Annotated in this window: 12 protein-coding genes; 6 read left to right on the forward strand and 6 right to left on the reverse strand. The window is 68.5% G+C overall.

Features of this window, described 5'->3' with window-relative positions; translation table 11 throughout:
• Positions 1-280 precede the first annotated feature (280 nt).
• From kduI to EV649_RS04875, 3 genes are read left to right on the forward strand one after another with little or no spacing between them, the layout of a single operon-like run.
• On the forward strand, positions 281-1,105 hold the full coding sequence (kduI, locus tag EV649_RS04865) for a 5-dehydro-4-deoxy-D-glucuronate isomerase (RefSeq protein ID WP_238155344.1): 825 nt from the start codon (positions 281-283) through the stop codon (positions 1,103-1,105).
• Positions 1,102-1,857 (forward strand): SDR family oxidoreductase, encoded by a 756-nt coding sequence (locus EV649_RS04870; RefSeq protein WP_130380910.1) that lies wholly within the window; start codon positions 1,102-1,104, stop codon positions 1,855-1,857. Before kduI ends, EV649_RS04870 begins: the two co-directional genes overlap by 4 nt.
• A 20-nt stretch (positions 1,858-1,877) precedes the next feature.
• Positions 1,878-2,633: an IclR family transcriptional regulator gene (locus EV649_RS04875; protein ID WP_130380912.1), complete on the forward strand. Its 756-nt coding sequence runs from the start codon at positions 1,878-1,880 to the stop codon at positions 2,631-2,633.
• On the opposite strand, the gene EV649_RS04880 is transcribed toward EV649_RS04875, so the two are convergent.
• From EV649_RS04880 to lepA, 6 genes are all read right to left on the reverse strand, one after another.
• Positions 2,612-3,835 (reverse strand): MFS transporter, encoded by a 1,224-nt coding sequence (locus EV649_RS04880; protein ID WP_130380914.1) that lies wholly within the window; start codon positions 3,833-3,835, stop codon positions 2,612-2,614. The genes EV649_RS04875 and EV649_RS04880 overlap by 22 nt on opposite strands.
• A 190-nt stretch (positions 3,836-4,025) precedes the next feature.
• Positions 4,026-4,652 carry an MOSC domain-containing protein gene (locus EV649_RS04885; protein WP_130380916.1) on the reverse strand — a complete coding sequence of 209 codons (627 nt, stop codon included), beginning with the start codon at positions 4,650-4,652 and terminating at the stop codon, positions 4,026-4,028.
• Between the two features lie 24 nt (positions 4,653-4,676).
• Entirely contained in the window at positions 4,677-6,068 is a 1,392-nt protein-coding gene (locus tag EV649_RS04890; RefSeq protein WP_130380918.1) for an MFS transporter, read from the reverse strand.
• The gene (locus tag EV649_RS04895) at positions 6,065-6,643 is read right to left on the reverse strand and encodes a TetR/AcrR family transcriptional regulator (protein ID WP_198682305.1); all 579 of its coding nucleotides are present in this window, start codon (positions 6,641-6,643) and stop codon (positions 6,065-6,067) included. The genes EV649_RS04890 and EV649_RS04895 overlap by 4 nt, the downstream gene beginning before the upstream one ends.
• Before the next feature lie 68 nt (positions 6,644-6,711).
• The gene (locus EV649_RS04900) at positions 6,712-7,620 is read right to left on the reverse strand and encodes an aminoglycoside phosphotransferase family protein (protein ID WP_130380920.1); all 909 of its coding nucleotides are present in this window, start codon (positions 7,618-7,620) and stop codon (positions 6,712-6,714) included.
• Positions 7,621-9,510 carry a translation elongation factor 4 gene (gene lepA / locus EV649_RS04905; RefSeq protein WP_198682306.1) on the reverse strand — a complete coding sequence of 630 codons (1,890 nt, stop codon included), beginning with the start codon at positions 9,508-9,510 and terminating at the stop codon, positions 7,621-7,623.
• 114 nt (positions 9,511-9,624) lie between these two features.
• Here lepA and EV649_RS04910 point away from each other — a divergent pair, with 114 nt between their 5' ends.
• The 3 genes from EV649_RS04910 to EV649_RS04920 are packed head-to-tail and all read left to right on the forward strand — an operon-like array spanning position 9,625 to position 12,182.
• Entirely contained in the window at positions 9,625-10,530 is a 906-nt protein-coding gene (locus tag EV649_RS04910; RefSeq protein WP_130380922.1) for a phosphotransferase, read from the forward strand.
• A 33-nt stretch (positions 10,531-10,563) separates the two neighbouring features.
• A complete protein-coding gene (locus tag EV649_RS04915; protein WP_130380924.1) occupies positions 10,564-11,073 on the forward strand; it encodes a SigE family RNA polymerase sigma factor in 510 nt (169 codons plus the stop codon).
• Complete coding sequence (locus EV649_RS04920; protein WP_130380926.1) at positions 11,070-12,182, forward strand: hypothetical protein; 1,113 nt, start codon at positions 11,070-11,072, stop codon at positions 12,180-12,182. Before EV649_RS04915 ends, EV649_RS04920 begins: the two co-directional genes overlap by 4 nt.
• Positions 12,183-12,219 lie beyond the last annotated feature (37 nt).

A 12,219-nucleotide genomic window follows, 5' to 3' on the forward strand; every position in this document is an offset into this window, starting at 1 on the left:
CCACCAGGGAATCCGGCCTCCGGTCGTGAAGTAGTCCACGACCGTCTTGATCTTGGTGCGCGACCAGACTCCGATCAGCACCATCAACACGAAGTAGCCGACCAGGACCGACCAGTCCACAGCGGTCATCGAGATCCTCCCAGGGGCGATGGGCGAGTGACTGGACGGTTCCATTCACCAGAACCGCGTGTCAAGGCACAGAACCTGGAACACCTTCCTGGCCCAGTTCCAAGACTCCACAGCGATTGACAGGTGGTTCTGCTGAGTAGAACCTTGTTCCGTGACTCTGCAGATCAGGCACGCCACCCACCCCGAGCAGCTGCCCGGCTTCGACACGGCCGCGCTGCGCCGCCACTACCTCGTGGACGACCTCTTCGTCCCCGGCGCCGTCACCGCGGTGCTCACCCACCACGACCGGATCGTGCTCGCCGGCGCCCGCCCGACGGACGGGCCGCTGACGCTGGGCACCTACCCCGAACTGCGCAGCGAGTTCTTCCTCGAACGCCGCGAGGCCGGCATCGTCAACGTCGGCGGACCCGGCACGGTCACCGCCGACGGAACGAAGTACGAGCTGACCACCGGCGCCTGCCTGTACGTCGGACGCGGCGTCCGCGACGTGGTCTTCGAGGGACCCGAGTCGGCGTTCTACGTCTTCTCCGCGCCGGCGCACACCAGCTTCCCGACCGCGCAGGTCAATCCCGGTGAGGGCAATCGCCTCGAGCTCGGCGATCAGCAGACCGCGAACCGCCGGACGATCGACCAGTTCATCCACGCGGACGGCGTACAGAGCTGCCAGGTCGTCCTCGGCGTGACGACGTTGCACGCGGGCAGCACCTGGAACACGATGCCCGCCCACACCCACGACCGCCGTACCGAGTGCTACCTGTACTTCGGGCTCCCGGAGACCGAGCGGATCGTGCACCTGCTTGGCGAGCCCGAGGAGACCCGGCACCTGCTGGTCGCGGATCGTCAGGCGATCATCTCCCCCAGCTGGTCGATCCACTCGGGCTGCGGCACGTCGTCGTACAGCTTCGTCTGGGCGATGGCCGGCGAGAACCAGGCGTTCGGCGACATGGACGGTGTCGACGTACGGGATCTGCGGTGACGCTCTTCAGCCTCGAAGGACGTACGGCGCTCGTCACCGGAGCGCGGCGTGGGATCGGCGCGGCGATCGCTGCCGGGTACGCCGCCGCCGGTGCCGAGCTGATCCTGATGGCTCGGGACGCCGCGCTCGAGGACACGCTCGAGGCGATCAAGCAGAACGGCGGCGGCGACGCGACCGTGGTGATCGCGGACTTCGCCGACCCGGCCGCGGTCGAAAGGGCAGCGACTGAGATTGTCGACAACAGGAAGGTCGACATCCTGGTCAACAACGCCGGCACGATCCGGCGGGCGCCGGCGGCCGAGACCACGACCACGGACTGGCAGCACGTCATCGACGTGAACCTCAACTCCACCTGGGCGGTGACGCGCCCGATCGGGGCCGCGATGGCGGAACGGCGTACCGGGAAGATCGTCACGATCGCGTCGTTGCTGAGCTTCCAGGGCGGGATCACCGTCCCGGCGTACACGGCGAGCAAGCATGCGGTGGCGGGGCTGACCCGGGCGCTGGCCAACGAGTGGGGGCCGGCAGGGGTCCAGGTGAACGCGATCGCGCCCGGGTACATCAGCACGGACAACACCACGGAGCTGCGCGCGGACCCGGAGCGGGAGGCTTCGATCCGGCAGCGCATCCCGGCCGGCCGCTGGGGGCAGCCGGAGGACGTCGTCGGGGCCGCGGTGTTCCTCGCGTCGGCGGCGGCGGACTATGTCAACGGGCACGTGCTCGCCGTCGACGGTGGCTGGCTGGCGAGGTAAGGAGTGGCAGGATGTCCGACATGAGTTCGCCCTCGGCCATCGACAAGACGTTGATGGTGCTGGACGCCGTACTGGAGCACTCGCGGTTCACCGACGTGGTGAACGCGACCGGCCTGGCCAAGTCGACCGTGCACCGGATCATGGCGTCCCTCGTCGAGCACGAGTTCGTCACGCAGGCCGACGACGGCTCGTACCACCCGGGCCCGAAGGCGCTCCGGCTGGCCGGTCACGCGCTGACGAACGTCGATCTCGCCACCGTGGCCCGCCCGGTGCTCGCGGACCTCGTCGCGCAGACGCGGTGCACGGTCCACGTCGGCCTGCTGAACGGTGACGAGGCGATCTACGTCGCGCGCCTCGACGGCCCGAAGCCGTACCGGATGCCGTCGCGGGTCGGCAAGGCGATCTGGCTGCACTGCACCGGCATCGGCAAGGCGCTGCTCGCGGAGAAGGACGACGAGGCGCTCGACGTCCACATCACCCGGACCGGCCTGCCCGCCCGCACTCCCCTGACCCATACGTCGGCGGCCGCGCTGAAGGCCGATCTCGCGCAGACCAGGTCCCGCGGCTACGCGCTCGACGACGAGGAGAACGAGCCCGGCATCCGCTGCGTCGCCGCAGTCATCCACGACCACACCGGCGCCGCGATCGCCGCAGTCAGCATCTCGACGCTCTCGCTGGAACAGTCGATCGCCCAAGTCGCCCTAATGGCACCGGCCGCCATCGAGGCCGCCCGCAAGATCTCCGCAGCCCTCGGCTACCGCGAACCCACCAACTGACCCGCCGCCTGCCGCGCGGCCGCCCAGCGCACGACCGGTACCGACAGGATGCCGACGACGGCGAACCAGACGCCGAGGATGATCCAGCCGGGGACGCCCAAGCCGAGTGGGAGAAGGGCGAGGACGGTCGGCGCGAGCATGCTGCTGATCGACATGCTGGTGTTCCAGACGCCCTGGTACTGCCCCTGAGCGTGGCCCGGCGCCAGGTCGAAGCTGAGCAAGAACGACCCCGAGGACTGCAGCAGTTCGGCAATCACCTGGACCAGAGCACCGACCGCGAGCAGACCGACCGCGATCGCTGCGTTGCCCCAGGTTGCGCCGGCCATCAGGACCATCGATGCCAACAGCAACAACCCTGCGGTACGGGTGGCGCGGGCGGCCGTGGTCGGATCGGCGATGCCGCGCGACGAGCGCACCTGGAACAGCGAGACGACCACGGTGTTGATGATCAGGAGCAGCGCGACCGTCCAGCGCGGGGCGTCCGTGTGATCGACCACCCAGAGCGGGATCGCCACATCGAGTACGGCGAAGTGGATGCTCATGCCCGCGTTGAGCGCGGCGACCGCGAGGTACGCGCGGTCGCGCAGCGCGATCCACACCGGCCCGTCGTCGTCATGGGGTCGCGGCGCGACGCGCGGGATGGCCAGTACGGCGAACGCCGCGATGCTGCTGAGTGCGGCGTCGAGCACGAACATCAGGCGGTACGCCGTACCGGTATCGAAATGCAGCGCGAACGCGCCGATGCCCGCACCGGCCATGATGCCGATGTTCGTGACGGCCCGTAGGTACGCGCGGGCCGCGACCCGGCCGGCCCCTACCGTGACGGCGGCGATCAACGCGGCGCGGACGGCTCCGGCGCCACGGTCGATCATCGTCAGCACGATGCTCACGACCAGGAACTGCCAGAAGTTGTGCACGAACAGGTAGACCAGCGAGAGCGCGCACACCATCAGACTCAGTACGACGAACAACCCGCGAGGCCCGCGACGATCCGCCAGATGCCCGAGCGGTACGGCGGACAGCAGCCCGAACAACCCAGCCACGGTGAGGCCAAGCCCGACCTGCGCGATCGACAGCCCGATGATCCGGTTGAAGTACAGCACGCTGACCGTCATCAACAGCCCGTTACCGACCCGACTCAGCAACGTCGCCAGCGCCAACGGCCGCAACGGCCCAGCCTCCGGCAGTACCCCCTTCACCACCCCCGCTCTCCTCTCCCCATTTGCCTGGTTGACCCACCAATTTGCCTGGCTGACCCAGCAGATCCTGGGTTACTGACCCTCAGTACGGGTGTGCAACCCCTCATTTGCTGGGTCAGCCAGGCAAATTGGCCGGACACCCGGGTCGGGGTGATGTGGGTGCGGGCCGTTGGGGTTGGTTGCGGGTCGGGGCTCATCCGCGGGACAGGACGCGGTGGGCGGTGTCGCGGAGTTCGTCCATCAGGTCTACGCCGGAGTCGAGCATGCGCCGGAACTTCGCCGGATCCTGCGGGCTGAACATCTCCGCGATGGTGACCTCGTGGTCCGGTCGGCTGATGATCTCGATCGGGTCGCCGGCGCCGATCGTGCCTTCGCGGAGCACCTTCAGGTACGCGCCAGGGCAGCCGGCCTGGTGGAAGCGTTTGACCCAGTGCGGTTCCTGCATGCGGTGCTGGAACGTGATGCACGGGATGCGCGGCGCGCGGACCATCACCTCGACCTCGTCGCCGATCCGCCAGACCTCACCGAGCAGGGCACCGCTGATGTCGAGCCCCTCGGTCCGCAGGTTCTCGCCGAACAGACCGGTCGGGATGTCGCGCCCCAGCTCGGCGGCCCACCAGTTGGCGTCTTCCTCGGCGTACGCGTAGAGCGCGAGATCCGGGCCGCCGTGGTTCTTGGTGTCGCAGACCCGGTCGCCGGCGAGACCGAGCTCACCGACCCGGACCCGGCCGGACTGCGGGCGCTTGTCGATCGCGGTGAATCCCGTCTCCTTCGGACCCGGGATCAGCTTCTCCACCACATTGACCGTCAACAACCGCATACCGGCATCCTCTCCCGGCAACCGCTAACGATCCACCGGTTTAAGCGGGAGTACGGCGATGATCAGCAAGGTGACCGCGGTGGCGGCAACCCCGATCCAGGCGGCCGCGCCGTACCCGGACTCGCGGGGGAAGACGCCCGTCGTATGAGTCGCCAGGATCAGGCCGCCGAGGGCGCTGCCGGTGGAGAAGCCGACGCTCCGGACGACCGCGTTCACGCTCATCGCGCTCGCGGTCTCGGCGGGCGGCGTGACCGCGAGGATCACGACCGGCATCGCGGCCGAGAACGCGCCGACGCCGAACCCGAGGATGCCGATCGCAAGGATCGGTTCGACCAGATGTGACCGGGTGAGTGCGAAGAGTACGAACGCGGCGAGGACCACCGACGTACTTGCTGCTAGCAACAACCTGGCGCCGAGGCGGTCCCGCCAGGCCGGGATCAGCCGGCCGGCGGCGAAGCCGAGGAGCGAGAACGGGACCAGGACGAGGCCCGCCTGGAACGAGTTCAGGCCGAAGCCGTAGCCGGCCGCCGCGGGCGTCTGCACGTAGCGGGTGATCAGGCTGAAGAGCAGGTACATGCCGACGCCGCCGGTGAGCATCACGAGATTGGCGGCGGCCACCGCGGGGTGCCGGAGGAGCTTGATGTCGACCAGCGGACTCTCGGTGCGGACCTCGAGGAAGGTCCAGCCGATCAGGAGCAGAAGCGCGGCCACGAGGATCGCGACGGCCAGGCCCGCGTGGTGGCGCCACAGGCCCGTGTCACCGATAACGAGCAGTAAGGCCGGCAGGGCGATCGCGAGCAGGATCGCGCCGCGGACGTCGAGTCGGGACGACGGCCGGTCCGGGGCCTGCGGTAGCGCGAAGACGGCGGCGGCGAAGGCGGCTGCGGTGATGGCGAGGCCGAGTCCGTACGCCGCGCGAACGCCGGCGACATCGGTGAGCAGCCCGGACAACGGGTAGCCGATCCCGATCCCCGCGGTCGACGCGACGGACAGCAACGCGATCGTCCGCGCGGCCCGCTGCTCGTCCAGGTGGTCCCGCGCGACCGCCATCATCAGCACGATCAACCCGATCCCGGACCCCTGCAACGCTCGGCCGACCAGCAGGAACGCGAACGGCAACGGGATCACCGTCAGCAGACTGCCGACGACCTCCACCGCCAGCATCACCAGTACGACGGTGCGCCGCCGCGGGCCGGACCCGAGCCGCCCAAGCACCGGCGTCGTCACAGCGCCCGCCAGCAACGCGATCGTCAACGTCCACTGCGAGGCGGCGAGCGAAACGTCGTACGCCTCGGCCACCGCCGTGATCAACGGAGCGCCAAGACTCCCGATCACCGCGCCGACCAATCCGACGAAGACCAAGAACCGCGCGAGCATCCCTGGCGACTGCACCAAGGCGCTCTGCCTCGTGCTCATCGGTTCGTGTCGGTGGTGATGTGGGTGAAAAGGCCTGGTTTGATGCGGGTTCTGGCTTGGTGGGACCACGGTTCGTCCACCTGCGGGAGATCCAGGGCCGCGTTCGTGTTGAGAAGCATGCCGAAGGCAAGGAACGCCTTCACCGTGACCGGGTCCAGTTGGGCGGTGTCGGCGACGGACTGCCACAACCGCGCGAAGCTCGCCCGTACGGCGTCCCGCACCTCACCGTCACCCGCTGCCGCGGCGGCTGTGCCCTGCAACTGGAGCAGCAGCGTCGTGCGGTCGGCGAGCATGTCGTTGTACTCCTGCCCCATCGCCGCCAGCGCCTCGACCCCGCTCGCCCCGCCGGCGGCCGCGACCATCGCCAGCCGCATCCGCTCGAATGCGGCGTCCACGCACTCCAGGAACAACAGTTTCTTCGTCCCGAACAGCCGGAACACGTACGCCTGCGTGATCCCGGCCCGCCGTGCGATCGTCTCGGTCGAAGCGCCGTACAGCCCCGCGGCCGCGAACTCCTCCTCGGCGATCCCGAGGATCTGCTCCCGCCGCTCCTGCCCGCTCATCCGTGTTGGCATATCGCCGAAGTTAGTAGGTAGTAACTACTAACTTCAACCCAGTGTCTCCTACCTCACGTCGACCCGTATCAGTCCTGGATGGCCTTGACGATGGCGATGTTGCGGGTCAGCCAGTCCTGCGGGAGGGACTCGTCGCTGCTGGTGGACTCCAGGGTCCAGAGGACGTTGAGCATCTGGCGGACGATCACCCAGTTGCGGGCGCGGTCCTCGTCGAAGCCGGCTGCGTCGATCGTGGTCCAGAACCGTTGCCGGACCGCGAAGCGCAGGTCATGGGCGGCCTCCACTTCATCCCAGCGGTTCCAGATCAGAGGCGCGACCTCGTAGTGCGGGTCGCCGGACAGCGGTTTCGGGTCGATCACGAGCCACGGTTCACGGTCCGCGGCGAGCATGTTCTCGTAGTGCAGGTCGGTGTGGATCAGCCGGCCGTCGGTCGCGGGATCGGAGATGAAGTCCTCGGCCAGCGAGATCGCCTGCTCGACGTACCGGTGCGGCACCGGCGCCGACGCGGGCAGTTGCCGGAATCGAGCCACCCAGTGCTTCAGTTCCTCGGACAGGGTCCGGAACTGCGGTCCCGCGGGCACATGCAGTCGCTTGTAGGTGCCGCCAACGAGCTCGCAGGCGTCGAGCGCGTCGATCGTCGTCAGGTCTCGCGGTTCCAGGCGTTCGAGCAGGAGCGCGAACCGGCGCGGGTCCGCGCGCAGCATCCGTACGGCGCCGTTGCCGGCCCAGGTCCGCAGCGCCAGGTGCTCGGTCTCCGCCTCCCAGTGCGGGAACTGCACCTTCAGCACGGCCCGCTGACCCTGGGCAAGCACGGGTACGACGATCGCACAGTTCCCGTACGCCGCCGTACCGTCGACGCGCAACTCCCACTCGTCGAGGAGATCCCGCAGCAACCGCGGCAGCCGATCCAGCCAATCCGCCCAGTCCTGCCCGCGCGAAGCGACAACGAGCAGGCCTTCAGGTATCTGGACCGGCACCTATTTCTTGCCGGCTTTCTCGGCGGATTCCGACGTACGGAGGGCGGCGATGAAGGCCTCTTGCGGGACCTCGACGCGGCCGACCATCTTCATCCGCTTCTTGCCTTCCTTCTGCTTCTCGAGCAGCTTGCGCTTCCGGGTGATGTCACCGCCGTAGCACTTGGCGAGGACGTCCTTGCGGATCGCGCGGATCGACTCGCGGGCGATCACCCGGGATCCGATCGCGGCCTGGATCGGCACCTCGAACTGCTGCCTCGGGATCAGTTCCTTCAGCTTGCCGGCCAGGGCGACACCGTACGAGTAGGCGTTGTCCTTGTGCACGATCGCCGAGAACGCGTCGACCGTCTCGCCCTGCAGCAGGATGTCCACCTTGACCAGCGCCGCCGCCTGCTCACCGGTCGGCTCGTAGTCGAGGGACGCGTAGCCCTTGGTCTTGGACTTCAGCTGGTCGAAGAAGTCGAAGACGATCTCGGCCAGCGGCAGCGTGTAGCGCAGCTCGACCCGGTCCTCGGACAGGTAATCCATGCCGCCCAGGTTGCCCCGCTTGGTCTGGCACAGCTCCATGATGACGCCGATGAAGTCCTTCGGGCTGAGGATCGTCGCCTTGACCACCGGCTCGTAGATGTCGGCGATCTTGCCCTCGGGGAACTCGCTCGGGTTGGTGACGACGTGCTCCTTGCCGTCCTCCATCTCGACCCGGTAGACCACGTTCGGCGCCGTCGAGATCAGGTCCAGGTCGAACTCGCGCTCGAGCCGCTCGCGGACGATCTCCATGTGCAGCAGCCCGAGGAACCCACAACGGAAGCCGAACCCGAGCGCGCCCGAGGTCTCCGGCTCATATTGCAGGGCCGCGTCGTTCAGCTGCAGCCGCTCCAGCGCGTCCCGCAGCGTCGGGTAGTCGTCGCCGTCGATCGGGAACAGCCCGGAGTACACCATCGGCTGCGGGTGCTTGTAGCCGCCGAGCGCCTCGGTCGCGCCATGGACGGCTGCGGTGACGGTGTCACCGACCCGGGACTGGCGGACGTCCTTCACGCCGGTGATCAGGTAACCGACCTCGCCGACGCCGATGCTCGGGGACTTCATCGGCTCGGGTGAGATGACGCCGACCTCAAGCATCTCGTGCACCGCGCCGGACGACATCATCTTGATCCGGTCCCGGTGGGTCAGCTCGCCGTCGACCACCCGGACGTAGGTGACGACGCCGCGGTACGTGTCGTAGACCGAGTCGAAGATCAGCGCGCGCGGCGGTGCGTCCTTGACGCCCTTCGGCGGCTCCACCTGCGCGACGATCTCGCTGAGCAGCTCCTCGACGCCCTCACCGGTCTTCGCGGACACCTTGAGCACGTCGGACGGGTCGCATCCGATGATGTGCGCAAGCTCCGCGGCGTACTTCTCCGGCTGCGCGCTCGGCAGGTCGATCTTGTTCAGCACCGGGATGATGTGCAGGTCGGCGTTCAGCGCGAGGTACAGGTTCGCGAGCGTCTGCGCCTCGATCCCCTGCGCGGCGTCGACCAGCAGGACGGCGCCTTCACACGCCTCGAGCGACCGCGAGACCTCGTACGTGAAGTCCACGTGGCCCGGCGTGTCGATCATGTTCAGGATGTACGTCGTCCCGTCCGGGGCGAGCAGGCCGCCCGGGGAGTCCGGACCGGGTGCGTACGGGAGCCGGACCGCCTGCGACTTGATCGTGATGCCGCGTTCCCGCTCGATGTCCATCCGGTCCAGGTACTGCGCCCGCATCTGACGGCCGTCGACGACACCGGTGATCTGCAGCATCCGATCGGCCAGCGTCGACTTGCCGTGGTCGATATGGGCGATGATGCAGAAGTTCCGGATCAGCGACGGGTCGGTGCGACCCGGCTGCGGCACTTTCGTGGGGCCAACGGGCACGGAGGGGATCCAGTTCTGGTCTCGAAGGGTATATCCGGTCAATCATCCCATGGCGGTCCAGCAGATTCGAAAATCACGGGCGGACGGCCTGTGGGCCGCCTACCGTTTGGTCGCATGGCACATGCTGCTGGGGTCCGGTTGCCCTTCGAGAAGCTGCCCGCCGCGGTGCGGGCCTGGGTGGAGCGCTCTCTCGGCTCGGTCGTGGTGTCCGCGGTCACCCAGCAGGGCGGCTTCTCCCCCGGCGTCGCGGCCCGCCTGGTGACCGCCTCCGGCCGCCGGGCCTTCGTCAAGACCGTCGGTACGGCGCTCAACCCGAAGACGCCGGAGCTGTTCCGCCAGGAGATCACCGCGACGCAGGGAATCGGCACGGTCCCGATGGCACCGGTCCTGTTCGACGTGTACGACGACGGCGACTGGGTCGGGATGCTCTTCGAGGACATCGAGGGGCGACTACCCGCGCACCCGTGGGAGCAGGCTGACGCCGAACGGGTGCTGGGCGCACTGGACGAGCTGACCGATGCCCTGGACCCGTCACCGTGGCCTGACGCACCTGTGGCGGCTGTGCGGAGCAGGGAGTTCCTGAGCCGGTGGGACAAGGTGCTGGAGGACGGTCTCGCCGTACCGGACTGGATGGACGGCCGGGTGGAGGAGTTCGCGGAGCTGGCGCGGACCGGGCTCCGTGCGCTGGCCGAGGGGAAGGCGCTGGCGCACTGGGACCTGCGGGCGGACAACATCATCCTGACCGACGACCGCGTGGTGTTCATCGACTGGGCGCACCCGGCGCTGGCACCGCGCTGGGCGGACACGGTGATCCTGCACGCCGAGATGCGCGCCTCTGTCACGCTGCCGGAGTTGCCGGACGACGAGGCGATCACGGGGTTCATCGCGGCGATCGGTGGCGGGTTGTGGTGGGGTGCGGCGCAGCCGGCGCCACCGGGGCTGCCGACGGTCCGGATGTGGCAGCGCGAGAGCGCTCTGGTGCACTTGGACTGGGTGCGGGACCGGACGCAGCGTTCCTGAGCGCCGCGCGTCTCTAGCGGTGTGACGAATCAAATGGTGAGCATCGGACGCCCGGCGCCTGCACAGGCGGCCGTGTCGGCGCTTTACCAGCAGCACTGGGCCGGACTGGTCCGGCTGGCGGTGCTGATGGTCGACGACCGGCAGGCGGCGGAGGACGTCGTACAGGAGGCTTTTGCCGAGCTGTACCGGCGCTGGCCGTTGCGGGGGCCCGATGCGGCCCTCGCCTACCTGCGTACGGCGGTGGTGAACCGCAGCAGGTCAGTACTGCGACGACGCAAGGTCGCGCGGTTGTACATCCCACCGCACCAGGCGCCGAACGCGTCCGCCGAGAGCGCCGTCGTACTGAGCGAGGAACGGACCCAGGTACAGCAGGCGCTCCAAGGACTGCCGCGGCGGATGCGCGAGGTCCTTGTCCTGCGCTACTACCTCGATCTCCCCTTTGCCGAGATCGCCCAGATTCTCGGGATCAGCGAGTCCTCCGCCCGCGCCACGTCGTCGCGCGGTCTCGCCGTCCTGACCGAACGCCTCGAGGAACTCCGATGACCGACACCGAAACCCGCCTCCGCGACTACCTGCACACTCAGGCCGCCACCGTCCCCGACAACGCCCAAGGCCCGGGCCTTGAACCACCCGAACGCCGCCGCAACTGGCCGGTCCTCGCAGCAGCCGCAGCGATCGTCGTGGTCGTCGTACTGGCGGCGTCCCTCTTGACCCGAGGCGACCGACCCGACCCGGCGCGACGCCCGGCGCCACCTGTGTCCGGAGCCGCTCCCCAAGTTCCATACACGGTGTACGAAGAGAACGCGCTCCACGACGGCAAGCAGAAAGTGCGCATTCCGAAGGGGATCGACGGTTTCTTCTTCGGGCGGGCCGGCGGTGGCTGGCTGGGCCAGCAGATGTCCGTGCCCGGCCAGTTCCGCCCCGGCATCCTGCTGCCGAACAGCACCTTCCGGACGCTCGGCCCGGACCGGTCCGGCTATCAGGTCCTGTCGCCGGATCGCAAGCAGGTGGCGATGTACCACTACCTGTCGAACACGCGCGGCCAGGTGATCGTCGTCGACATCCAGTCCGGGAAGCAGGTCGCAAAGCTGCCCGCCGCGGCTGGGCAACCGGCCCTCCTCGGCTGGAACCAGGACGGCCTGTGGATGGATCGCGGCAAGGCCGGACTGGTCGTCTGGCAGCCGGCCTCCGGCCAGCAGCGACCGGTGTCCATCGCCGGCTTCGACGGCAGCGCGGCGATTCCAGCGGCGGCCGGGACCATCGTCGTGTCGACCAAGGCCGACGGGAAGCGGTGCCTCAAAGCCGGTGCGCTGCGCGACGACGGGTTCAAGGTCCTGCGGGACTACTGCGACGAGGGGCCTGAACACCTTTACCCGGTGCTGTCACCCGACGGGCGGACCATGATCCACAGCGTGCGGGCGGAGGCCATCGATATCAACACCGGTCAGGTCACCAAGCTCAAACTGCAGGACAGGATGACGGACACCCTGCCGCTGCCGGTCTTCGAGAACGGCACCCAACTGCTGACGCTCACCGAGACGGTTGCTGCCGGCGGCGCCGTCCACAATCAACTGTTCCGCTGCGACGTCACGTCGGGCGAGTGCAAGCTGCTGGTCAAGAACGCGGACGGCTGGACGATCCACGAGCCGTAACAGACGACGAGGGCGGCCCGGCGGTGTGCCGGGCCGC

This window comes from Kribbella sp. VKM Ac-2569 (genome assembly GCF_004216905.1).
In the GTDB taxonomy this organism is placed as follows: Bacteria; Actinomycetota; Actinomycetes; order Propionibacteriales; family Kribbellaceae; genus Kribbella.

Bases quoted from the DNA above. Each gene is read 5' to 3' on its own strand.
- EV649_RS04875 (WP_130380912.1), top strand. From the start codon at position 1,878: ATGAGTTCGCCCTCGGCCATCGACAAGACGTTGATGGTGCTGGACGCC.
- EV649_RS04885 (WP_130380916.1), bottom strand. From the start codon at position 4,652: ATGCGGTTGTTGACGGTCAATGTGGTGGAGAAGCTGATCCCGGGTCCG.
- EV649_RS04890 (WP_130380918.1), bottom strand. From the start codon at position 6,068: ATGAGCACGAGGCAGAGCGCCTTGGTGCAGTCGCCAGGGATGCTCGCG.
- EV649_RS04895 (WP_198682305.1), bottom strand. From the start codon at position 6,643: ATGCCAACACGGATGAGCGGGCAGGAGCGGCGGGAGCAGATCCTCGGG.
- EV649_RS04910 (WP_130380922.1), top strand. From the start codon at position 9,625: ATGGCACATGCTGCTGGGGTCCGGTTGCCCTTCGAGAAGCTGCCCGCC.
- EV649_RS04915 (WP_130380924.1), top strand. From the start codon at position 10,564: ATGGTGAGCATCGGACGCCCGGCGCCTGCACAGGCGGCCGTGTCGGCG.
- EV649_RS04920 (WP_130380926.1), top strand. From the start codon at position 11,070: ATGACCGACACCGAAACCCGCCTCCGCGACTACCTGCACACTCAGGCC.